This window comes from Streptomyces sp. NPDC055749, from assembly GCF_053617235.1.
The window spans coordinates 1-22899 of sequence record NZ_JBSHFH010000050.1; the positions used below are offsets into that span (position 1 = coordinate 1).

The following is a 22899-nucleotide window of genomic DNA, read 5'->3' on the forward strand; positions in this document are numbered from 1 at the left end:
GCTCCCGGCCGCTCCCCGCCGACCACCTACTTCTGCCCCGGGGGGCGCCCCCCGGGGTGCACCTGCGGCGGGGCCGGGGGCGCGGCGCGGCCCCCCCCCCCCGGGGGGCGCCGGCCCCCGCGCCGCAGGTGATTCCGCGCGCCTCGTCGCTGCGCGTCACAGCCCGAGCATGAGCACAAGCCCGGAGACCAGGGCGAAGACGAGCACGAACAGGCGCATTCTGCGCGCGTCCAGCCGGTGGTGCACCAGACGGCTCAGCCACGCGCCCGCGGCGATCGCCGGCAACAGCGCCACTGCGAGCCCCAGGTCTCCGGCTTGGCCCTCCCCCGTCGCGAACAGCAGGACCAGCGACGCCACTTCGCCGACGAGGAAGCAGGCCGCGACGGTCGAGCGCAGCTCCGCGGGCGGACGGTGCTGGTAGACGAGCGCGAGCGGAGGTCCGCCGACGCCGGTCGCGGTCTCCGTCAGCCCGGTCACGGCGCCCGCGCCGACGTAGGCCAGCCGACCGGGCGTGAAGGCCGGTGCGGCGAGACTCACGACCGCGGCCAGCACGGTGGCGATGCCCACGAACAGGCCGATGCTGCGGTCCGGGATCAGCAGGAGCAGCACAAGACCTGCGGGCGTGGCGGCGAGCCGTGCCCCGGTGATCCAGCCCGCACCGCGCAGGTCGATCGAGGCGCGTTCGCGCCAGGCGACGTACACGTTGAGCGGAATCATGGCCGCCAGGACGAATACCGGGAGCAGGCCGGGATCGAGGATCCCGGCCACGGGCGCGACGATCAGGGCGAAGCCGAGACCGCTGCTGCCCTGGACGAACGCGGCGACGGCCACCGTGGCGGCGAGGACCGCGAGTGCTTCTGTACTCACTGTCCGGTGCTCCGCTGCCGTGCCACCGTGGAAGTGGGGTGTGCGCGTGTGATGGGCGCCCTTTCGACGGTGGTACGGGCCAGTTCGGCTGCCTGCCGGACGAGTGCGGGGCCGTCCCAGCCGGTGGGAAGGCCGCACCACATCCGCATCCGCCCGGCGACGAACACGGCGGTGATCTGGTCGCGGTTGCCCCGGCGTACCAGCTCCCAGGGCAGGTCCCAGGAGAGCGCGAACTCGGGGGTGTTGACGTCGACGAGAAGGAAGTCGGCGGCCAGTCCCTCCGCGACGGTGCCGGTGCGCGCACCGAGGCCGACCGCGTCGGCGCCACCGGCGGTGGCGTGCTCCAGCCAGGTCCAGCCTGCGCCGCACGACGAGTCTCCGGTCGCCAGCCCGTAGGCGAGCCGCTGGGCGAACTCGGCCGCGTCCGCGAGCCGGAATCCGTCGCCCCGGGTGCCGTCGGTGCCGAGCCCGAAGCGGATGCCCCGCTCGGCCATCGCGGTGGCCGGGGCGACGGCATTGCCCTTCCAGGCGCTGGCCACGGGGTTGTAGCTGACGGCGGTCCCGGTGTCGGCGAGCAGGGTCAGCTCGCGGGGAGTGAGCAGAGTGGCGTGCGCGGCGAGCAGTTGCGGGCCGAGCGCGCCGATCCGGTGCAGATATTCGAGCGGGCGCAGTCCGTGCCGTACGAGGGAGCGCTCGACGCCGGCCAGGTGCTCGTTGACGTGGATCTGCACGGTCGCCCCGGCTTCCGCGGCGAGACGAGCGGTGCGGTGAAGGGTCGTGGGGGTGGCTGCCTCGGGGATCGAGACGGCGAGGGAGGGATGGATCAGTGGATCGCCCTCGTACCGGGCGAGGTGCTTCTCGGCGCTTTCGAGAACGGCGGCGGCAGTTGTGCTGTCCTCGGCAGCGGCTGCGGCGTCGTTGGGGACGTCATTGCACACGAGTCCGAGTACGCAGCGGATTCCGGCGTCGCGAGCAGCCGACGCGACGACGTCGACGTCCACATCGGCGCGCGTACCGGCGTCGGTGACGGTGGTGAAGCCACCGCGCAGGGCCTCCAGTGCCGCCAGTTTGGCCGCCACGTAAGCCGATTCCTCATCCAGCGTGTTCTCCAGCGGGACCCAGACCCGGCGGAATATCTCCGACGGCTCCCCGAAGGCGAGCGCGGACCCGAAGCTCTGGGTCAGATGATGGTGGGCGTCGACGAAGCCGGGCATCAGGAGATGGCCGGGCAGCCGTACGACATCGAGGTGCGGATGCGTGCGCGCCAGTTCCTCGCTGGGTCCGACGGCAAGGAAGGAGCCGTCGGCGACGACGACCGCGTATCCGTCGGTGGGTCCTTCCGGCAGCAGCACGGCGTCGGGTACGAGGAGGAGCGGGCCCGGAGTGTCCAGGGCGTCGCGGGTAAGCTGGTTCATCGGTCGCTTTCCGTGCGTGCGGTGGTCAGCCGGGCGGCGATGCGCGGCCTGACATGGTGAAAGAGGATGTTGAGTACGGCGGCGACGAACGCGCCGACGGCGACGCCGCTTTCGAGGAGGATGCGGATGTTCGGCGGGAAGCCGGCGTACACACCGGGAATGAGAATCGGCAGCAGTCCGAGCGCGAGGGCGACGGCGCAGATGAACGTGCTGGTGTGCTTGTCGAGGTCCGAACGGCCGAGCATCTGCACGCCGAGCACGGTGATGACCGCGAAGACGACCATGGCCGTGCCGCCCACCACGGCGGACGGGACGACGCTGATCGCGCGCGTCACCGGAGCGAGGAACCCGATGACCACGAGGACCACACCGGCGGCGGCGGTGACGAATCGGCTGCGGACGCCGGTGACGCGGACGATCCCGATGTTCTCTCCGCTCGTCACCATCAACGGCAGTCCGAAGAATCCGCCGACGAGGGAGGTCAGCGCGTCACCGCGGATGGTCTTGGGGACATCGGTACGCGTGTCGATCTCCTTGCCGACCGCCTCGGCGTTGATGACCGTCTGGCCGGTGGCCTCCGCCATGGAGGCCAGGCTGTAGAGCATCAGCGGCAGTGCGGCGATCAGACTGAACTGGGGTGAGCCGAACGGCATCAGCTGCGGCAGGTTGATCAGATCGCCTTCGGCGGCACGGCCGAAGTCGATGCTGCCGAGGAACCCGGCCAGGACCGTGCCCGCGACCAGGCCGAGCATGACGGCGAGTTGCCGCAGGATTCCGGTGAACAGCAGATAGAAGACGACGGTGAAGCCGATCGTCGCCATGCCGAGCGCGAGGTTCGTCGGGTCGGCGAATCCCGGCTCACCGGGCCGGCCGGTGACGAGGACCGCGCCGACCTTCACGAGGTTGACACCGACGATGACGATCATCGTGCCGATGACCAGGGCCGGGAAGAACGCGAGCAGCCTGGAGAAGACCGGCAGGACGACGAAGTAGAACGCGGCGGTGAGAATGACCGCGCCGGTGGCGGTACGGAGACCGTGCTGCTCGGCGATGGCTATGAACAGGATGAGCGGCGCACCGCCCGGCAGCATCATGAACGGCAGCCGGGGCCCGAACTTCCACGGCCCGAGCGACTGGATCAGCGACCCGATGCCGGAGAGCACGAACGCCGCGGAGAGCAGATTGACGGTCAGCCCGGGGTCGAGGCGGAGCGTGGCGCTCATCAGGAAGATCGCCGAGATGGGTGTAGCCGCCATGACAAGGACGTGCTGGAGCCCGAAGAGGATGATCCGCCCGAGGGGGCGGGACTCGTCGACGGGGTGGACGGCAGGGTGCTGATCGGCGCCTGATGGGGCGGGCTCCGGCCTCGGTGGTTGTTCCGTACCGGGCGGGGACTGGCGTTGACTGGACACGTTGGAGCTCCATTCGGGCGTACGGCACGCTCGGACATCAGCCGCGATCCAGCCCTTGAACGGAGGGCCAAATCGATTTGGCCAAATCGATTTGGCCGTCAGTATGTGAGGCCGCGCCGTAGGCGTCAAGAGGTTCCGCGCAAGGTGGCGCACCGCACGGGCGCAAGTGCGCCGTGAACGCTGCGCCCTCCACGCGGCCATGTGCCCTACAGTCCCACCGAGCGACTCACCAGCCCAGCTGTGGAACCTATGGCTGGATGGGCTCAGACATGCAGGGTGGGCCGGTAGACGAGCTCTTGGATATGGCCGTCCAGGGTCCGGCACTCGATCAGTTCGAGGTCGAAGTCGTCCCCGCCCCGGAAGATCGGGTCAAGCCCGGTCCGACCCGTAATCACGGGGAAGAGCGTCACCTGGACGCGGTCGACCAGACCGGCGGCCATCAGCGCCCGGTTCATCGACAGACTGCCGTGCGAGCGCAACGGCACCTGGGACTCCTCTTTGAGCCGGGCGACGACGTCGACGGCGTCGCCGCTCGCGATGTTCGCATCCGGCCAGTCGAGGGATCCTTCCAGAGTGGTCGACACCACCGTTGCCGGCAGGTTCCTCATGCGTGTGACCCACGGGTCACGCACGTCGGACTCCTCGGTGCTCTCGGCCAGCATCCGCGCGAACGCCCGATATGTGTTGGCCCCGAAGACCATCCGCTGCTCCTCGCCGTACAGGGCGAGGCGGTGGTCGAGGAGCTCGGGGCCTTGTTTGCCCCAGTATCCGGTCCAGTTGCCCCCGGCGGCGCCGAAGCCGTCGAGGCTGGAAAAGACGTCGAATGTGTAAGTGGCGGTCATGATGCTCTCCTCAAGTGCGGTTGATCGCGCTTTGGGGATACAGACTGGAATCCGCGGCGGAACTCATCGTGACCCATATCCACTGACAGCTCGTGCACGGCCACGCCGTGCCATCCGGACCGGGGAGGTCAGAGGCCGACGATCGTCCATTCCTGACCGGCCGAGCCGTCAGCCGGCAGTTGGACGATCCTGGCGCCGTCGCCCGTCGAGCCGTTCTCCACGGCCGCACGCAGACCGCTGGACACGTTGACCAAGTGGTAGCGGCCCCCTGCCCCGGCGGGCACGAGCGTCCACCACTGGTTGGGGGCGTCCGTGTCCGTCCACTGGTCCAGGGGCTGACCGTGGGTCGTGGACGCGCCCGGGTTGTCGAGGATCTTGCCGCTGTGCAGGTTGGACAGGCGGAAGGATCCGTCGTGGTTCGGCAGCAGTCGCCACTGCTGGTTGGCGCCGCCCGACCAGGGCCACTGGATCACCGGGGCTCCGTTGCCGGTCGATTCGTCCGCCACGTCGAGGGCCTTGCCGCTGGCGCGGTTGATCACGCGGTAGGTCCCGGTGAGCATCCCGACGGTGATCTGGGTGCGGACCCCCGCGGTGAGGGACAGCTCCCTGGCGTGGCCCCCCAGCGGGGAGGAGCCCACAGCGGCCGTGGTGGACAGCGACGTGATGCCGCGACGGCAGACGAACGTGACGGTCTGGGTGAGGTCCGAGACAAGAGTGACGGTGGCGGTGCGGGCCGCGGTGTCCCAGGTGAGACTCTCGACGAGGACGCGGTTTCGGCCCCGTACACCGCGGATCGTCCCCCGGGCCAGCTGCTCGGGCAGAGCGGGGAGGATCTCCAGGAGACCCGGCCGGGTGCAGATCAAGGACTCGGCGATGATCGCGGGCAGTGCGTTGGCGGCGTCGGTGTTGTAGATGTGCAGGTCGGGATTGTGCGAGGTCACCAGCGAGCGCCACACCATGTTGCTGCCGAGGACCTTCCGGATGTTGTCGTAAACACCCGCGCCGTCCTTCAGCCGGCTCCAGGCCAGCGCGCGGTGAAGGCTGCCGTGAGCGGAGAGGTTCTCGTCGCCGCGCAGCCTGAGCGCCTTCCGTGCTGAGAGCACCAGGCCGGGCTTCTGCTCGGGGTTGATCTCGTGCAGAGGCCAGGCGCCGTACAGGTGCTGCACGTGCCGGTGGTTGTAGCGGTCGTTCAGGCCGGGCCAGGACCATTCGGCCAGGGCGCCGTCGCTGTTGACGGTGTAGTCGGGCAGCCTGGTCAGCAGAGCCGTCCAGCGTGCCACGCCCTGACCGGCGCCCTGCTCCACATTCAGCAGGTTCGCTGCGTCGACAGCGGCCTGCAGGGCATGACGTCCGGCCATGATGTCGCCGGTGGCGTTGACGGAGAGCATCTGACCGGTGTTGGACGGCGAGTTCTCCATGGAGAACGACGGAACGAAGACCACCCTGCCGTCGGAGTCGGTCCGGGTGAGGAAGTCCTCGTAGAACAGGGCGAGTTCCATCAGGGCCGGGCCGAGCCTGTCCCGGAGAAATGCCGCGTCGCCGGTCACCTGGTAATGCTCAAGGAGCGGGTACAGCAGCCAGTCGGCTCCGCCGGTCCAGCACTGGCCGGGGAAGTCCGTGTTGTTGAAGTGGAGCATGTGGCCGTGTTCACCGTCGGTACGGGACGGCGCGAGGAATCCCCGAGTGCCGTACAGATTGGCGGCGTTCCTCCGCCAGTCGTCGAGCTGGCCCAGGATCAGGTCGAAGTACCCCTGCATGGCGTTGCCGTGGCTCAGGATGTTGCCGCCGGCGACCTGGAGATTGATGTTGGCGTCGGTGGTGAAGTCGTCGGCCCAGGCGCCGTTCCAGCTGCCGGCCCAGATGCCTGTCAGGCGTGGGGGCAGTACGCCGCTGGAGCTGACGAACAGGTACCGCCCGGAGTCGTACATCCGCTCCAGCAGCGCGAGGTCGACAACCGACCGGTTGTTGTTCTGCCGTGCGGTCAGCTCGGATGTGGACAGTTGCCGGTCGGCCGTGGAGACGCCGAGGTCCAGGCTCGAACCGTCGAACATGGCCTGGTGCAGCGGCGAGTGCCGCCCCAGAAGTGCGGCGTAGTCGGTGGGGAGCGCGGCCAGTGCGGAGTGCAGCGGCTTGGCGTTCCACTCGCCGGCCTTCTCGTACCGGCCCAGCTTGGTGAGCAGGAGCACCCTGGCCGCGCGGGAGACGACAAGCGTGCCGCCGCTGACCGACACCGAGGCCCGGCTGCCGGTGACCACGACCCGGGTGACGCCCTCGTATCCGTACGCCCCCTGGCCGGACGGGTACGTGCCGCGCAGGTTGAGGTATCCCTGCCCTCCCGAGACGGTGGCGATCGTGGTGAAGGCAAGGTCGCCGGGCACGCCTTCGAGCCCGGTGTTCACCTTGAGTGTGGTGTCGACGGTCCGGCCGGCGGCGGGGAACAGTTCGTGCACCACCACCTTGTCGGCCCGGGAGACGAACGCGCGCCGCTTCCAGATGCCGGCGCTGTCGGTCCAGTTGTGAGTGACCTCGCCGGTGCGGAAGTCGGTGATCCTGGCGTAGTCGTCGGAGGTCGTCGCACCCGGCGTGCTGAGCTGCAGCTCGTACCCGGGGTGGAAGGTCTGGGTCCAGCGAAGGGACCAGCCGTCGGCGAAGGTCCCGGCGGCGCCCCAGTAGTCGCCTGCCAGAGTCTTGTCCCGCACCGAGTCCAGACGGTCGGCGAGGACGGGAGGTGTCACGTCGCGGGTGGCGTTGGGCAGCACGAAGCGGTGGTGGTTGAGGACGACCTTCTCCAGGGTCGGTTGCCCGTGGAGCACCGCCCCGTACTCGCCGTTGCCGGTGACGAAGCCGTCGGTCCACGACGACGCCGGAACGGTGTCGTACATGCCTCGCTGATCCAGCGTCACCTGGGGCGGAACGGCGGCTGCGGCCTGCGTCGACAGGATGCCGCCGGGCAGCACCACCGCACCGGCGGTGACAGCAGCCGCGGCGAGGAAACCTCTACGGTCGAGTGGGCTGTCGTGAGAGGACATGGCGTGACTCCTTGAGCGGCAGGAGAGCGGGGGGAAGCGCTGAGGCGGCTGATGAGCGGCGGCCCAGTGATGCCAGGTCCGCGTCGGCTCACGCCTGTTGAGAACGTAAACATGCAGGGCGTGAATCGTGCTGTCGCGGCCGGGCCAGTGCAGCACGCGCCACGACAACGCGTCAATATATGTGCGCTCCTGTTAATTTTTGGGGAACTTGCAGGATGGCGAGTCGGATATGACAACCCCCCCCCCCCCCACGCAGACCGTGACCTGCACACACGGCGCGTACCATCATGGTTGCGCAAACAACCCGACACGCACCAAGTGGTGATCGGCTTCCCGCCCGAGTCGCCGGGGCGAACGCGCACCGCATCACCTGCCGAGCCAGTGAACCTGGACCCGGCCGAGGCTTGTCATGCTGGGTATGTTTACGCAAACATAGTGCCGGCGGGCCTTCTCGACACCGCGACAGCGCACCTCACCCAGCACAGGAGCACCCGTACATGCCTCTTCTTCAGCTCGACGACGGCGGCTTCACTCTCGGCGGCGAACCGTTTCGGCTCCTGTCCGGCGGCCTGCACTACTTCCGTGTACACCCCGAGCAGTGGGCGGACCGGCTGCGCAAGGCACGGCTCATGGGCCTCAACACCGTCGAGACCTACGTCCCCTGGAACCTGCACCAGCCGCGGCCCGACAGCTTCAGCCTGGACGGCGGCCTCGACCTTCCCCGCTTCCTCGACCTCGCGGCCTCGGAGGGCCTGTACGTGCTGCTCCGGCCAGGCCCGTACATCTGCGCCGAGTGGGAGGGCGGCGGCCTCCCGTCCTGGCTGCTCACCGAACCGGACATACGGCTGCGCTCCCGCGACCCTCGTTTCCTCGCCGCGGTCGACGACTACTTCGACCGCCTGCTCACCCCGCTCCAGCCGTACCTGGCTTCCCGGGGCGGCCCTGTCCTGGCCGTACAAGTGGAGAACGAGTACGGGGCGTACGGCGACGACACCGCGTATCTGGAGCACATCGCCGCCTCACTGCGCCGCTGCGGGGTCGACGTCCCCCTCTTCACCTGCGACCAGCCCGCCGACCTGGAACGTGGCGCACTGCCCGGCGTCCTCGCCACGGCCAACTTCGGCAGCCGCTCCGACCAGGGGCTGGCCGCCCTGAGGGCCCAGCAGCCGAAGGGGCCCCTGATGTGCACCGAGTTCTGGATCGGCTGGTTCGACCGGTGGGGTGCCCACCACGTGGTGCGCGACCCCGGCCACGCGGCGCGAGAGCTGGACGAACTCCTGTCCACCGGGGCCTCGGTGAACTTCTACATGTTCCACGGCGGCACCAACTTCGGCTTCACCAACGGAGCCAACGACAAGCACACCTACCGTCCCACCGTGACGTCGTACGACTACGACGCCCCGCTCGACGAGGCAGGCGACCCGACGGAGAAGTTCACCGCCTTCCGCGAGGTGATCGCCAAGTACGCACCCGTACCGGACGGCCCCGTCCCGTCGCCCGGCCCGAAGCTCGCCCCGCGGACCGTGTCCCTGACCGAGAGCGCCGCCCTGCTGCCCAATGCCGCGGCATTCGGGGGCGCCGTGGACGCGCGCCGGCCTCTCACCATGGAGGAGCTGGAGCAGGACTTCGGCTTCGTCCTGTACGAGACCGTCATGCCGCTCAAGGGCCCGGTCCTCCTGGAGGTCGAGCGGGTCCGTGACCGCGCCCAGGTCTTCGTCGACGGTCAGCCCGTGGGCGTCCTGGAGCGCGAGAGCCACGAGCACGCCCTCGCCTTCACGGTGCCCCGGGCCGGCAGCACGCTCGCCGTCCTCGTCGAGAACCAGGGCCGGGTGAACTACGGGCAGGGCATCCACGATCGCAAGGGCCTGCTCGGCAGGGTCCTCCTCGACGGCGCCGAGCTCGCGGGCTGGACCAGCCGGCCGCTCCCCCTCTCCTCCGTGGAGGACGTCCCCTTCGCTCCTGCCGCCGCTCTTCCCGTCGGACCGGCCTTCCACCGGGGCGCCTTCGAGGTGACCGACCCGGCCGACGCCTTCCTCCACCTCGACGGCTGGACCAAGGGAAACGCCTGGGTCAACGGCTTCGCGCTCGGCCGCTACTGGTCCCGCGGCCCGCAGCGGTCCCTGTACGTCCCGGCTCCGGTGCTGCGCGCCGGAACCAACGAGATCGTCGTGCTGGAGCTCCACGCGGCGCACCGGGCCCGGACGGTCGAATTCCGCGCGACGGCCGATCTCGGGCCCACCGAGGAGTAGCCCCCATCGGTACGTACGCGGGAGAGGCGGGTCCGGTCCTTCGATCGGGCCCGCCTCTTCGGCTTCAGCCTTGCCGGAGTTGCTGGGCAGCGGCGCCGTCGCAGGTCCGCTGGACGACGGCCGCGCCGTCCGCCGTGGAAGCGCCGCCGACTTCCAGACACTTGGCGCTGTGCCGGGCCGTGAGCGTGAGGTACCCGTCACCGGTGCTGCGGACCGCCCACTCCTGGTTGCGGCCCTCGTTGCAGGTGTACTGGAGGACATCGGCGCCGTCGGCCGTGGACAGACCGCTCACGTCGAGGCACTTGCCGCTGTGGCGGGCGACGACGTTCACGTATCCGCCGCCGGTGGAGCGGAGCGACCACTGCTGGTTCGTACCGGCGTTGCAGCCGTACTGGACGACGGCCGCTCCGTCGTCCGAGCCGCCGCCGCTGACGTCGAGGCACTTGGAGCTGTGACGCACGGCCAGGGTCTTCCAGGCGTCCGGTGCCGTGCTGCGGAAGGTCCAGGACTGGTTGCCACCGGTTGTCGGCTGGTGGACGCCGACCGGCGCCCCGTCACCGGTGGAGGCGCCGGTCACGTCCAGGAGCTTGCCGCCGGCCGCGTTGATCAGGGTGCTGTGGCCGTCGCCCGTGGTCGAGCGGATCCACTGCTGCGCGGTGGACGATCCGGGTGACGCGAAGGTGAGTGCGCCGTTGGAGACCGAAAGAGCCCTGCCCGTCTTGGCGTTGGTGACGCGGTAGGCGGCGGTGTTGCCCCAGTCGGTGGCCGACAGCTTGGTGAAGGTCCAGTGCTGTGCGGTGTCCGCCGGGGCGGATATTCGCTGTACGGGGGTGCTCTTGCCGTTGACGGTGGCTACCGCGAGCGCCTTGCCGCTGTTGTCATTGAGCAGTTGGCGCGGTGTGCCGGTGGGTGCTGTGGTCGCCGCCGTGTTCACACCGGTGACCGTGGGCAGGACGAACGTGGTCACGGAGCCGGGGCCGACGGTGGCCTTGAGCGTCCGGCCGGTCACGGCCGCGTCGCTGTCACGCTGGAGATTCCTGGTCGCGTCGGTCGTCCACCGTTCGACGGGTCCGTTCGCAGCCGTTTGGAAGCCGTCGAGATTCAGGGTCACTTCGCGCTCTTCGCCGGTCGGGTTGGTGTGGACCACCACCACGCCGTTCCCGCCCGGCCGCACCGCCGCCAGTGTCTGCGGGTCGTCGGTGTTGAGGACGCGCGCACCGGGGCGGACGAAGCGGCTGTAGTTCGCCATCGCCCAGTACTTCTTGTTCTTGCGCAGGGGCTCGGTGGCGGAGTTCTCAGGGGTGAAGTCGGTCTGTATGAGGCCCCAGTTGGAGTTCTCGCGTCCCGGAGTCATGTTCTCGTAGTCCTCGACGGCCTGCCACAGGACCCAGGCGCGCGGTTCCAGCTCTCGCACGTCGTCGTTGATGCGCTGGGCGAGGTCGAGAGCGGGGCTCATGTCGGTGAAGCTCTGCGGGACGCTGCCGCCGAGATCCACCTCGGACATCCACAGGGGCGTGGTCTCGCCCTTGGCGATGTCCCGCACTCCGGTGCGGCCGTTCGTCCCGTACGTATGCGCGTTGAGCCGGCCCACCGCGTCGCGGACTGCGGGGGCGTACGACTCCCAGTTGGAGCGGAACTTCCCCGGGTTCGTCTCGTCCATGGCGGCGATCGGGGTCGTCACGCCCTTCGCGTCGAGCGCGGCGCGCAGGGTCGTGATCATGCGTGCCTGGGATGCCTGGTCCCAGTGCGAGCCCTCCTGGCGGCCACCCGCGCCCCAGTAGTCCGTTTCAGGCTCGTTGACCGGCGAGACGGAGTCGAAGGTGACACCGGCGGCGGACTGGGCCCGCTGGAGCGAGCCGGTGAGGTATGCGGCGAACCGGTCGTACTGGTCGGAGCGGAGGTTGTCCTGCCAGCTGTTGACGGCGCCCGAGACCAGACCGCTGTTCGTCATGAAGTACGGAGCCGAGTTGGAGAAGGCCTCGAAGGTGGTGGCTCCGCGCGCCTTGGCGGCCGTGAGCCACCAGCGCTGGTTGGCGTCGGCGTCGGGGTTCCAGTGGTCGGCACGGTTCGGGTCCCACCAGTCGGGGGCCTCCGGGCCGGGCCTGTTCCAGTAGCCGGGGACGGCCGCGCCGGGCCGCATATAGGGGGTGGTCTCGGGGCTGTCACCGCCGCCGATGTTGTAGCGGGCGATCGTGAAGCCGAGGCCGTCGGCGCCGTAGAGGGCGTCCGCGAGCGCGTTGCGCTGTGCGTCCGGCCAGCCGCCGGTGACGTTGGCGAACCAGGCGAGGGCCGTTCCCCACCCCTGGAAGGACGGGTGCTGGTAGCTGGGGTCGAGGCGTACGGTCAGGGCCGCGGCGGGTGCTTCCGCGGCGTTCGCCGACGACGAGCCGGGGCCCACGGCGGTGAGGGCCGTCGCGGCGAGGGCCGCGGTGGCGCCGAGGGCGGCCAGGCTCCTGGGGAGGCGCGGCGACGCCGATCGGTTGCGGGTGGGGAACACGACCTGCTCCTTCGGGGAGGGGGAGTTGGGTGGGCGGTGGATGCGGTGCTCGTCGCTGCGCCTCCCGGCCGGGGGCCAGGAGGCGCAGGCGAAGAGGGGTGTACGGGCGGTCAGGCCGCCGAGCGCCACCACTTCTGGTTGTCGCCCGTGTTGCAGGTCCACTGATCGAGCGCGGCTCCGTCGGCGGACGACCAGTTCGCCACGTCGAGGCACTTGCCGCTGTGGCGTGCGACGAGCTCGACGTAACCGGTGGTGTTGCTCGTCTGGACCTTCCACTGCTGGGAGGCCGAGCCGTCGCAGGTGTTCTGCACGGCGAGCGCGCCGTCCGCGGTCGAAGCCCCGGCGACGCCAAGGCACTTACCGCTGTGCCGGGCCATGATCTGGACGTAGCCCGTGCCCAGCTTCTTGATCCAGAAGTGCTGGTTCACGCCGCTGCCGCAGCCCCACTGCACCAACGGCGTGCCGTCCGCCGCGTCGAAGTTGGCCACGTCGGCGCACTTGTTGCTGCTGCGGGCGGTCAGCGTCTCCCAGGTCGCGCTCATCCCGCTCACGGTTCCCGCGGTGGTGTCGACGGTGACTTGGGGCGAGTAGTCCATGGTCATGGTGGTGCTGGAGGGGAAGCTGAGCGGAAGCCAGACGTACTGGGAGTCGTTGACCGTGCCGCCCATGGAGTTGCCCCAGCGGTCTCCCATGTAGAGGTAGCTGGTGCCCTTGGTGCCCTGGACCGGCAGGACGTAGGCGGTCTGGCTGCGGTACGTCGTTCCGTCGCCGATGTCCTTCAGGTCGCTCCAGGAACCGGTGACGCTCGTGGAGGTGGCGTACTTCTGCTGGTTCGGGGACCAGCCGGTGGCGCCGGAGGTCAGCAGGAAGTACACACCGCCCCGCTTGAACATGGCGGGCGCCTCACGCCACTGGCCCGACCACAGCTTCCGCACCTGGGACTCGATCGCGGTGTAGTCCGGGGTCAGACGGTAGACGTGCAGATCGGCGTTCTCATTGGCGGCGGAGATCATGTAGCCGGTGCCGTCGGTGTCGACGAAGGTGGTGATGTCCCGTGACATGTGGCCCAGGGGGCGGAAGCTTCCGCGCCAGGTGTAGTCGCCGTCCACCGTGGACGAGACGGCGACGGCGGCGCGTGCCTCGCCGTAGTCGGAGCCGTTCTCCTTGTGCATCCACATGACGAACTGCTGGGTGACGCTGTTGTAGATGACCTTGGGACGCTCGATGTTGGCCCAGTCGAGCTCCGGATCGGACGCCTCGGTCAGGACGTGGTTGCGGAACTCCCAGGTCTTCAGGTCGGTGGAGCGGTAGGCGGAGACGTAACGGAAGGTGTTGTCGGTGTTCCGGTTCTCGCCGAACCAGTAGTAGTACTGGCCGACTTTGACCACGCCGCCGCCATGGGCGTGCACGGGATTGCCGGCCGGATCGGTGAACTGCGTGCCGTTGGCGATGGTCACCGGGGCGGCGTGGGCGGGGCCCACGGCGGTGACCAGGGACAGGAGGAGGGCGCAGAGGAATGCCGCCGTCCCGGAGAACTTGAGTCGCATGGCGCGATACCTCGTGGTGTGCGTCGGACCGGGCGCTCCGCGCGAGCAGCGCGGCAGAGGACCGCTCCGGACGTTCGGAGCGGTGGGGCGCCTGGTGGGGGACCGGCCGTTCAGGCCGTGCTGAGCACCGCGGTCTACGTAATGTTTTCGTAAACACGATGTAGCCGGAAGTCTGGGAGGGGTGTGGGAGCCTGTCAAGGATTCGGACGAAAGCGGTCGAGGTTTTGACCCCGGAACCTGTTTGCGTCAACATGAATGGATGGGGCGCGGCACGCGCGCGCCCTCGAAGCCCGGGGAAGGAACGGTCGAAGGTGGCGGACAAGGCAACGAGGACGCCCCGCTCGCGCCCGCCCCGGAAGTGGCCCTCGATGGCGGAGGTCGCGGCGAAGGCCGGTGTGTCCTCGCAGACCGTCTCGCGCGTGGCCAACAACCACGACAATGTCGACGAGACGACACGTGCGAAGGTTCTGGCCGCGATGCAGGAGCTCGGCTATCGCCCCAACGCGGCGGCGCGCGCACTGGTCACGGGCAGGTTCGGGGCGATCGGTGTGGTCAGCTTCGACGTCGGCGCGCACGGCAACGCCCGTACGCTCGGCGCGATCGCGGACGCGGCGCGCGAGGCGGGATTCTCGGTCAACTTCATGGGAGTCCGGGCGCAGACCGAGGCTGCTGTACGGCAGGCCTTCCGGCACCTGATGCTGCAGTCCGTCGACGGCATCGTGCTGATCGAGTCCCAGATGCTCGACACGCCGTCACTGCACCTGCCGCCCACGATGCCGGTGGTCGTCGCCGACGGAGACACCGGGCACGAGTACCCGAACGTCGACTTCGACCAGGCTCGTGGCACACGAGGCGTGGTCAGCCACCTGCTGGAGCTCGGCCACCGGACCGTCTACCACGTCAGCGGCCCGCGCGACTCCTTCGCCGCACGGCGGCGCTCCGAAGCGTGGGAGCGTACGCTCGTCGCGGCCGGCGCCCCGGTGCGTCCGACCCTGTACGGGGACTGGACCGCCGAATCGGGCTACCTGGCCGGGCGGACGCTGGTGCAGATCCCCGACGCCACAGCGGTGTTCGCGGCGAACGACCAGATGGCACTGGGAGTGCTGCGGGCCATGCACGAGGCGGGGCGGTCCGTGCCGGGCGAGATCAGCGTGGCGGGCTTCGACGACGTACCCGAAGCCTCGTTCTTCGAGCCGCCGCTGACCACGGTGCACCAGGACTTCGACGTGGTGGGCCGGCACTGTGTGACCCTGCTGCTGGAACAGATCGAACACCGCGGCAACGGGCCGCGGCGACTCGCCGTGGAACCCACACTCGTGGTGCGGGCCAGTACAGGACCTCCGCCCGCCTGACGGATTCCGGCGCCCTCGTGAATGCCGCGGGAGGGTACTCGGCTACGCGCCGGGGCTCCTCCGGCCACGTTCCCACCTGCCGTTCCCCCTTGCCCCGCCCACCGTGGCGCACGACCGGCGTGTCCGGGTTCATCACGTAAATCCCGCTTGATTGCTGCCTCCTTGTGCTTGACGCCCATCTGAGGGTGGTGCAACCATCGAGCCATCGATGATTACGTAAACATCGCTCATCGGTTCAGCCTTCCTCCGGCCCTCGCGGCCTCCCGGCCCCAGGCCTCCGCTTCCTCCGCTCCGTTCCCGACCGGTCGGTCACCGACACAAGGAACCACCCATGACGCTCCTGTCGACGTCAGCGCAGGCGGTCCACCCGCCCCGCCGACGAGCCCGTTTCCGTCTCCGCAAGGAGGCCCTGGTGGGCTGGGGGTTCGTCGGCCCGTTCGTCGCGGTCTTCGGCCTCGTGTTCCTGGCACCGATCGGCTACGCAGTCCATCTGAGCCTCTTCCAGGACCGGCTCATCGGCGGCACTTCGTTCGTCGGTCTCGACAACTACCGCGAGGCCATCTCGGACCCGCGATTCTGGGAGGGACTGACGCGGGTCGGCCTCTTCCTCCTGGTCCAGGTGCCGGTGATGCTCGGCGTCGCCCTGCTCGTCGCCCTGGCGATCGACAGCGGCAGGCTGTACGGCAAGAACTTCTTCCGCGTCGCGATCTTCCTGCCCTACGCCGTACCCGCCGTCGTCGCCAGCCTGATCTGGGGCTTCATGTACGGCACGCAGTTCGGCCTCGTCGGCAACGTGAACGACGCGCTCGGGGTCACCCTGCCCGACCCGCTCTCCCCTTCGCTGGTCCTCGCGTCCATCGGCAACATCGTGACCTGGGAGTTCGTCGGCTACAACATGCTGATCTTCTACTCCGCGCTCAAGGTCGTGCCGTGCTCGCTCTACGAGGCCGCGGCGATCGACGGCGCCGGCGAGTGGCGCGTCGTGACCTCGGTCAAGCTTCCGGCGATCCGCAGCGCGCTCGTCATCGCCACGATCTTCTCGATCATCGGCAGCTTCCAGCTGTTCAACGAGCCGAGCATCCTCCAGAAGCTCGCCCCCAACGCCATCACCAGCGACTTCACGCCCAACCTCTACACCTACTCGCTGTCCTTCTCGGGCCAGCAGCACAACTACGCGGCGACCGTGGCGATCGTGATGGGCGTGATCACCGTGATCATCGCGTACACGGTCCAGCTGCGCGGCATGCGGAAGGGCTGAGCCGATGACCACCTCTCTCACCACCGCGGCAGCCACACCGGCCGCCGGCGCCACTCCGGAGACCTCGACCCGGACCGCCTCCCGCACCACCGGGACCAAGCGCGGCAGGCGGCTCCCTCACACCCCGCTCCACCCACGTCCCAGCGTTCGCCTCACCCTCGTGACCGGCCTGGTCCTCGTCTACACCCTGCTCCCGCTCGCCTGGCTGGTCATCAACGCCACCAAGGACCAGAACGGACTGCTCGACTCCTTCGGGCTCTGGTTCGCCGACGACACACACCTCTGGGACAACATCACCCGCACGCTCACCTACGACGACGGCGTCTTCGTCCGCTGGCTGCTCAACACCCTGTTGTACGTCGCCGCGGGCGCGGGCGGCGCCACGGTCCTGGCCGTACTCGGCGGGTACGCGCTCGCCAAGTACGACTTCCCCGGCCGTCGGGCGGTCTTCGCGGTAGTCATCGGGGCCGTGGCGGTGCCCGGCACCGCGCTCGCCGTGCCCACCTTCCTGATGTTCAGCAACATGGGCCTGACCAACACCCCCTGGGCCGTGATCATCCCGTCCCTGATCTCGCCTTTCGGGCTCTACCTGATGTGGGTCTTCGCCGCCGAGGCCGTCCCCGACGAGCTCCTGGAGGCCGCGCGCATCGACGGCTCCGGCGAGCTGCGCACCTTCTTCACGATCGCGCTGCCGCTGCTGATGCCGGGCACCGTCACCGTGCTCCTGTTCTCGATGGTCGCGACCTGGAACAACTACTTCCTGCCGCTGATCATGATCAAGGATCCCGACTGGTACCCGCTGACACTCGGCCTCAACGCCTGGAACGCCCAGGCCCAGACCGCGGGCGGCGAGGCGGTCTTCGACCTCATCATCACCGGCTCCCTGCTGACGATCGTGCCGATCGTCGCGATCTTCCTGCTGCTCCAGCGGTTCTGGCAGTCCGGCCTGGCCGCAGGCAGCGTCAAGGAATAACCCCGTACGCCTCTCCTCCCCACTCCACCCGCACCATCCACCAGGAGCACAGCCCATGGACACGCACACCACCCGCAGACTGCTCGGCGCACTCGCCGTGGTCTCCGCACTCGCCCTCACCGCCACGGCCTGCGGCTCCGACGCCTCGGACGGCGGCGGCGCCGGCGGCCCGAAGGACGTCAAGTCCGCACTGGAGAAGGGCGGAAAGGTGACGGTGTGGGCCTGGGAACCCACGCTCAAGAAGGTGGCGGAGGACTTCGAGAAGAAGTACCCCAACGTCGACATCGAGCTGGTCAACGCGGGCACCGGCGACAAGCAGTACACCGCCCTGCAGAACGCGATAGCGGCCGGTTCCGGCGCCCCCGATGTCGCGCAGGTCGAGTACTACGCTCTCGGGCAGTTCGCCATCGGCAAGTCCGTCGAGGACCTGTCCCCCTACGGCGCCAAGAAGTACGGCAAGACCTTCACGCCCGGACCGTGGAACGCGGTCACCCAGGACAAGGCGATCTACGCCCTGCCCATGGACTCCGGCCCCATGGCGTTCTTCTACAACAAGAAGGTCTTCGACAAGCACGGCATCGACGTGCCGGCCACATGGGACGAGTACGTGGAAGCGGCCCGCACCCTCCACAAGGCCGACCCCAAGATCTTCATCACCAACGACACCGGTGACGCCGGCGCCACGACCAGCCTGATCTGGCAGGCCGGCGGCCGTCCGTACAAGACCGACGGCACGAACGTCACCATCGACTTCGGCGACGACGGCACCAAGAAGTACACCGCCACCTGGCAGAAGCTCCTCGACGAGAAGCTGGTCGCGCCGATCAGCTCCTGGAGCGACGCCTGGTACAAGGGCCTGGCCGACGGCTCCATCGCCACCCTCTCCATCGGTGCATGGATGCCTGCCAACCTCTCCTCCGGCGTCGCTTCGGCCTCCGGCGACTGGCGGGTCGCCCCGCTGCCGCAGTGGACGAAGGGCGACAAGGCGAGCGCGGAGAACGGCGGCAGCTCGCTGGCTGTCCCGAAGGCCGCCAAGAACAAGGAACTCGCCTACGCCTTCACGGAGTTCGCGACGACTGGAACCGGCGCCGGCTCCCGCGTTGCCGAGGGCGCCTTCCCTGCCACCCGTGCCGACCTGGAGTCGAAGGCGTTCCTCGACGCCCCGTTCCCCTACTTCGGCGGCCAGAAGGCCAACCAGGTCTTCGCCGAGTCGGCTCGCGACGTCGGCACCGACTGGTCCTACCTGCCGTACCAGGTGTACGCGAACTCGGTCTTCAACGACACGGTGGGCAAGGCGTACGTCTCCTCCACCACGCTCACCGACGGCCTGAAGTCCTGGCAGGACACGAGCGTCAAGTACGGCAAGGACCAGGGTTTCGGCGTCGGTGACTAGCCCACACCACCATCCATAGCTGTTCGAATTTGTTGCGCCCTCAGTGCGCCTGCGCGTGCCATCGAAGCCGATGGCACGCCAGGCGAACTGGGGGCTTTTTGCTGCCTGTTCACGGATATAGCCGGTCATGGATAACAGACTCGTCTCGACCCGTCACAACTCTTGACGCCTCTGACATTGCGTTGTGTTATGTAGCTATACGTTTGAACCTGTTTGATTTTGAGGAATCCAGGTTCCCCTGCCGAGGTGCTCTCAGCCCCGCAGCCTCTTCTTTCTCGCACGAAGGAGCCCCGATGTTCCGTTCCACCCCCAGCCGCGCCGCCGCTGCCACCGGTCTGCTGCTGACCCTCGGCCTGAGTACCGCGTGCTCCTCGGGCAGGGAGGCCACGGCCGACAGCCCGGCCGGCAAGGCCGAGGGCAAGATCTCGATCACGTATCTCCAGAAGCAGGGTGACCAGGAGTACTTCATCGGCGAGGCCGCGGGCGCGAAGGAGAAGGCCAAGGAGCTGGGTATCGACCTCAAGGTGGTCAACCTGGGCAACGATGCCAACAAGACCGTCAGCGAGGTGCAGTCGGCGATCGCGCAGAAGACGAGCGGGGTCGTCATCGTCGTACCCGACCCGGCCGTCGGCCCGCAGGTCGTGCAGACCGCGAAGGACGGCGGGGTCGCGCTGCTGACGTCCGACGACCAGATCTGCGCCACGGGTCCCGACCCGGCTGCCTGCGACAAGGGCGACCTCGTGCCGCGGATCGGGTTCAGCGGCGCCCAGATGGGCGAGGAAGTCGGAAAGCGGGCCGCCGCCGAGTACGAGAAGGCGGGCTGGAAGGCCTCCGAAACGCGCGTCGTCTCGGCGTGGAAGCAGGACGTCACGGTCTGCGGAGACAGGGTCGCCGGTGCCAAGAATGCCTTCCAGGCGGCCGTTCCCGGTGTGAAGACCATCGACGTCCCCACCGACAACACGCCCACCGGCGCCCAGGACAAGATCGCCGCGACCGTCACCGCCAACCCCGGCGTCAAGAACTGGGTGGTCTGGGGCTGCAACGACGAGAACGTCATGGGCGGCGTGACCGCACTCGCCAATGCGGGCATCGGCCCGGACAGCGTCATCGGGGTCGGGCTCGGCGCGTACCTCGCCTGCAAGGAGTGGCAGACGGACAAGCCGACCGGCATGAAGGCGGCCCTGTTCATCAACGGCAAGGACGTCGGCGCCCTGGCCGTCCAGACCATGTACGACAAGCTCAAGAACGGCAAGAACTTCCCTGCCGAGGCCTTCGCCCCCACCACCATGGTCGACCACGGCTCCTGGAAGGGCGCCGGAGTCACCTGCAGCTGAGCGCTCCCGGCGGGTGGCCGCCGCGTACGGCCGCCCGCCGGTGACCCACACCGCGCCCCCGACCCCTTGCCTGCACCGTGCCTTCGAGGTGAACCGACCCATGATCCCAGCGCATCACCCGACCGCCGCCCCAGAACCCCCAGACGGACCGCTCCCGGCGGCATCCCAGCCGTCGCCCGTCGCAGTGTCGGGCATCACCAAGCGCTTCGGCACGGTACGGGCGCTCGGCGGCGTCACGCTCGACTTCCCCGCAGGTCAGATCACCGCGCTGATGGGTGAGAACGGCGCCGGCAAGTCCACGCTCCTGAAGATCCTCACCGGTGACCACCAGCCCACTGAGGGGAGCGTCGTCGTGAACGGAGAGCAGTTCGCACTCGACTCCCCCGCCCGCGCCCGGGCCGCCGGAATCCGGATCATCCCCCAGGAACCCGAGATCATCCCCCACATCTCCGTGGCGGAGAACGTCTACGCCGGCGCCCTTCCCCGCAGGCGCGGACGGATGCTGGACCGGGCCACCCTGGACCGGCGTATCAAGGCCGACCTGGACCGGCTGGGCTTCGCCCACGTCCTCGACCCGGCTCTGCTCGGCTCGCAACTCGCACCCGCTCAAAGGCAGTTGGTGGAGATCATGCGGGCACTGACCGGCAGCACGACCGCACGACTGATCGCGTTCGACGAACCGACGTCATCGCTGTCGGAGCACGAGGTCGACGCGCTGTTCACGCTGATACGGCGGCTGCGCGACGAGGGCATCGCGATCGTCTACGTCTCGCACCGCATGCAGGAGATCTTCCAGCTCGCCGACCGCATCGCCGTGCTGCGCGACGGCAGCCTGGTCGGCGTCCAGGACGCCCGCGCCACGAACGAGGGCGAGCTCGTGCGCCAGATGGTGGGCCGCGACCTGTCCGCCGCGTTCGTACGTCAGCGTGTGGCCGTCGACCGACTGGTCCTCGACGTCCGGAACCTCACGACCGACGAAGTCACCGACGTCTCACTCCAGGTGCGGGCGGGCGAGGTCGTCGGCCTCGCAGGACTGATCGGGGCCGGCCGCTCGGAGCTCGCCCTCTCGCTCGCGGGCGACCTCCCCGTCCGCAGTGGCACGGTCACCCTCGACGGCACGCCGCTGCGCGGCGGCCGGCCGGGCGAGGTGATCAGCGCCGGACTCGGGCTGGCGCCCGAGGAACGCAAGGCCCAGGCACTGTTCCTGCGGCAGTCCGTCAAAGAGAACACGTCGCTCGTGGTGCTCGACCGGCTGCGACGCTTCCGCTTCGTGCGACGCGCGGCCGAACGTCGCCTCGCGCAGGAGTACGCCGACCGACTGCGGGTCCGCGCCCCGTCGATCGACCACGAGGTACGCAAACTGTCGGGTGGCAACCAGCAGAAGGTGGTCCTGGCCCGATGGCTGGCCCGCAAGCCGAAGGTCCTGATCCTCGACGAGCCGACGCGCGGCATCGACGTCGGCGCCAAGGCCGAGATCTACCAGATCATCGCCGACCTGGCCGAGGAGGGCATCGCCCTGCTGGTCATCTCCTCGGAGCTCCCCGAACTCCTCGGTCTCGCCGACCGTGTCGTCGTCATGCAGGGCGGCCGGATCACCGGCGAACTCGACCGCAGCGAAGCCACCGAAGAATCCATCCTCCAACTCGCCATGGCCGATGACATCGTCGGCACCGCCCCCGGAGCCTCATCATGACCCTCACCAGCACCTCTTCCCCGGCCGTGAAGGGATCCCCCGGCGACGGCCCCACTTCGCGTCGGCCGAAGCTCCTCGCGGGCCTGGGTGGCCAGAACGTCAGCCTGATCGGCGCGCTCGTCGTCGTTCTCGCCCTGTTCGCCGCCCTGAACGACAACTACCTGAGCCTGTCGAACATGCAGGTCGTCGCCGAAGCGGCGACCATCACCGGGCTGCTGGCGATCGTGCAGACCGTGGTCATCATCTGCGGCGGACTCGACATCTCCGTCGGCTCGCAGGTCGGCGTCGCCTCCGTCGTCAGCGCCATGACCTTCACCGCGACCGGCTCGGGAGCCTTCCTCGGCGTTGCCGCCGCCGTCGGCGTCGGCATGCTGATCGGCGCACTGAACGGCCTCGTCATCGTCTACGGCCGGGTCAACCCCACCATCGCCACACTCGCCGGCCTCGCCGCGTACAAGGGACTCGCCCAGCTCCTGTCCGACGGGCGCGCGCAGGGCTATGTCCTCAACGACGGGTTCTTCGTCTTCCTCGGTCGCGGCAGGATCGCGGGCCTTCCGGTCATGGTCTGGATCCTGATCGTCGTGGCCGTCACCGTCCACCTGCTGCTCAAGTACACCGACATCGGACGCAATCTGTACGCCATCGGCGGCAACGACACCGCCGCCCGCCTCGCCGGTATCAACATCAACAAGTACCTGATCTGCGTCTACGCGCTCATCGGCATCGTCGCCGCCATCGCCGGCATCCTGCTGACCGCCCGCACCGGATCGGGCCAGCCCGTCTCAGGCAGCGAGGGCCTGGAACTCAAGGCGATCACCGCTGCCGCCCTGGGCGGCGCCGCTCTCAAGGGAGGCAAGGGAGGGATCGGCGGCACCCTGCTCGCCGTGGCCCTGCTCGGCTGCCTGGAGAACGGTCTCACCGTCCAGGGCATCAACACCTTCTGGCAGAACGTCGCCCAGGGCGCGCTCCTCGTCATCGCCGTCGTCATCCAGCAGCGTCGCAGCGGAGAGAGGGCAGTCGGGCTGCCTCACTGACAGA

General features: G+C 68.9%; 15 protein-coding genes. 8 read left to right on the forward strand and 7 right to left on the reverse strand.

Going from position 1 to position 22899, the window contains the following annotated elements:
* Positions 1–156: 156 nt before the first annotated feature.
* From ACWGO0_RS29375 to ACWGO0_RS29395, 5 genes are all read right to left on the reverse strand, one after another.
* Positions 157–867 (reverse strand): TSUP family transporter, encoded by a 711-nt coding sequence (locus ACWGO0_RS29375; protein WP_453541562.1) that lies wholly within the window; start codon positions 865–867, stop codon positions 157–159.
* Positions 864–2282, reverse strand: a complete 1419-nt coding sequence (locus ACWGO0_RS29380) for an amidohydrolase family protein (RefSeq protein ID WP_453541565.1) — start codon at positions 2280–2282, stop codon at positions 864–866. Before ACWGO0_RS29380 ends, ACWGO0_RS29375 begins: the two co-directional genes overlap by 4 nt.
* Complete coding sequence (locus tag ACWGO0_RS29385; RefSeq protein WP_453541568.1) at positions 2279–3694, reverse strand: uracil-xanthine permease family protein; 1416 nt, start codon at positions 3692–3694, stop codon at positions 2279–2281. The genes ACWGO0_RS29380 and ACWGO0_RS29385 overlap by 4 nt, the downstream gene beginning before the upstream one ends.
* A 263-nt stretch (positions 3695–3957) precedes the next feature.
* Positions 3958–4536, reverse strand: coding sequence for a dihydrofolate reductase family protein (locus ACWGO0_RS29390; protein WP_453541571.1), 579 nt, complete (start codon positions 4534–4536; stop codon positions 3958–3960).
* Between the two features lie 128 nt (positions 4537–4664).
* Positions 4665–7565 (reverse strand): glycosyl hydrolase family 95 catalytic domain-containing protein, encoded by a 2901-nt coding sequence (locus ACWGO0_RS29395; RefSeq protein WP_453541574.1) that lies wholly within the window; start codon positions 7563–7565, stop codon positions 4665–4667.
* Between the two features lie 497 nt (positions 7566–8062).
* Between ACWGO0_RS29395 and ACWGO0_RS29400 the strand changes: the two genes are divergently transcribed.
* Entirely contained in the window at positions 8063–9814 is a 1752-nt protein-coding gene (locus tag ACWGO0_RS29400; protein ID WP_453541577.1) for a beta-galactosidase, read from the forward strand.
* 64 nt (positions 9815–9878) lie between these two features.
* Here ACWGO0_RS29400 and ACWGO0_RS29405 read toward each other — a convergent pair whose 3' ends face one another.
* Together ACWGO0_RS29405 and ACWGO0_RS29410 are read right to left on the reverse strand one after the other, a co-directional pair.
* A complete protein-coding gene (locus ACWGO0_RS29405; protein ID WP_453541580.1) occupies positions 9879–12473 on the reverse strand; it encodes an RICIN domain-containing protein in 2595 nt (864 codons plus the stop codon).
* Positions 12422–13858, reverse strand: coding sequence for an RICIN domain-containing protein (locus ACWGO0_RS29410; RefSeq protein WP_453541583.1), 1437 nt, complete (start codon positions 13856–13858; stop codon positions 12422–12424). The genes ACWGO0_RS29405 and ACWGO0_RS29410 overlap by 52 nt, the downstream gene beginning before the upstream one ends.
* A gap of 368 nt (positions 13859–14226) precedes the next feature.
* Here ACWGO0_RS29410 and ACWGO0_RS29415 point away from each other — a divergent pair, with 368 nt between their 5' ends.
* The 7 genes from ACWGO0_RS29415 (at position 14227) to ACWGO0_RS29445 (ending at position 22895) form a co-directional block, all read left to right on the forward strand.
* Entirely contained in the window at positions 14227–15210 is a 984-nt protein-coding gene (locus tag ACWGO0_RS29415) for a LacI family DNA-binding transcriptional regulator (RefSeq protein ID WP_453541675.1), read from the forward strand.
* 331 nt (positions 15211–15541) lie between these two features.
* Positions 15542–16468 (forward strand): carbohydrate ABC transporter permease, encoded by a 927-nt coding sequence (locus tag ACWGO0_RS29420; protein WP_453541586.1) that lies wholly within the window; start codon positions 15542–15544, stop codon positions 16466–16468.
* A gap of 4 nt (positions 16469–16472) precedes the next feature.
* Positions 16473–17441 carry a carbohydrate ABC transporter permease gene (locus ACWGO0_RS29425; RefSeq protein WP_453541589.1) on the forward strand — a complete coding sequence of 323 codons (969 nt, stop codon included), beginning with the start codon at positions 16473–16475 and terminating at the stop codon, positions 17439–17441.
* A gap of 55 nt (positions 17442–17496) precedes the next feature.
* Positions 17497–18834, forward strand: a complete 1338-nt coding sequence (locus ACWGO0_RS29430) for an ABC transporter substrate-binding protein (protein ID WP_453541592.1) — start codon at positions 17497–17499, stop codon at positions 18832–18834.
* 293 nt (positions 18835–19127) lie between these two features.
* On the forward strand, positions 19128–20168 hold the full coding sequence (locus ACWGO0_RS29435) for a substrate-binding domain-containing protein (RefSeq protein ID WP_453541595.1): 1041 nt from the start codon (positions 19128–19130) through the stop codon (positions 20166–20168).
* 100 nt (positions 20169–20268) lie between these two features.
* Complete coding sequence (locus tag ACWGO0_RS29440) at positions 20269–21861, forward strand: sugar ABC transporter ATP-binding protein (RefSeq protein ID WP_453541598.1); 1593 nt, start codon at positions 20269–20271, stop codon at positions 21859–21861.
* Positions 21858–22895, forward strand: a complete 1038-nt coding sequence (locus ACWGO0_RS29445; protein ID WP_453541600.1) for an ABC transporter permease — start codon at positions 21858–21860, stop codon at positions 22893–22895. Before ACWGO0_RS29440 ends, ACWGO0_RS29445 begins: the two co-directional genes overlap by 4 nt.
* Positions 22896–22899 lie beyond the last annotated feature (4 nt).

Coding starts and splice junctions, on each gene's coding strand:
- ACWGO0_RS29410 (WP_453541583.1), bottom strand. CDS start 13,858: ATGCGACTCAAGTTCTCCGGGACGGCGGCATTCCTCTGCGCCCTCCTC.
- ACWGO0_RS29415 (WP_453541675.1), top strand. CDS start 14,227: ATGGCGGAGGTCGCGGCGAAGGCCGGTGTGTCCTCGCAGACCGTCTCG.
- ACWGO0_RS29430 (WP_453541592.1), top strand. CDS start 17,497: ATGGACACGCACACCACCCGCAGACTGCTCGGCGCACTCGCCGTGGTC.
- ACWGO0_RS29435 (WP_453541595.1), top strand. CDS start 19,128: ATGTTCCGTTCCACCCCCAGCCGCGCCGCCGCTGCCACCGGTCTGCTG.
- ACWGO0_RS29420 (WP_453541586.1), top strand. CDS start 15,542: ATGACGCTCCTGTCGACGTCAGCGCAGGCGGTCCACCCGCCCCGCCGA.
- ACWGO0_RS29390 (WP_453541571.1), bottom strand. CDS start 4,536: ATGACCGCCACTTACACATTCGACGTCTTTTCCAGCCTCGACGGCTTC.
- ACWGO0_RS29400 (WP_453541577.1), top strand. CDS start 8,063: ATGCCTCTTCTTCAGCTCGACGACGGCGGCTTCACTCTCGGCGGCGAA.
- ACWGO0_RS29445 (WP_453541600.1), top strand. CDS start 21,858: ATGACCCTCACCAGCACCTCTTCCCCGGCCGTGAAGGGATCCCCCGGC.
- ACWGO0_RS29440 (WP_453541598.1), top strand. CDS start 20,269: ATGATCCCAGCGCATCACCCGACCGCCGCCCCAGAACCCCCAGACGGA.
- ACWGO0_RS29425 (WP_453541589.1), top strand. CDS start 16,473: ATGACCACCTCTCTCACCACCGCGGCAGCCACACCGGCCGCCGGCGCC.
- ACWGO0_RS29380 (WP_453541565.1), bottom strand. CDS start 2,282: ATGAACCAGCTTACCCGCGACGCCCTGGACACTCCGGGCCCGCTCCTC.
- ACWGO0_RS29395 (WP_453541574.1), bottom strand. CDS start 7,565: ATGTCCTCTCACGACAGCCCACTCGACCGTAGAGGTTTCCTCGCCGCG.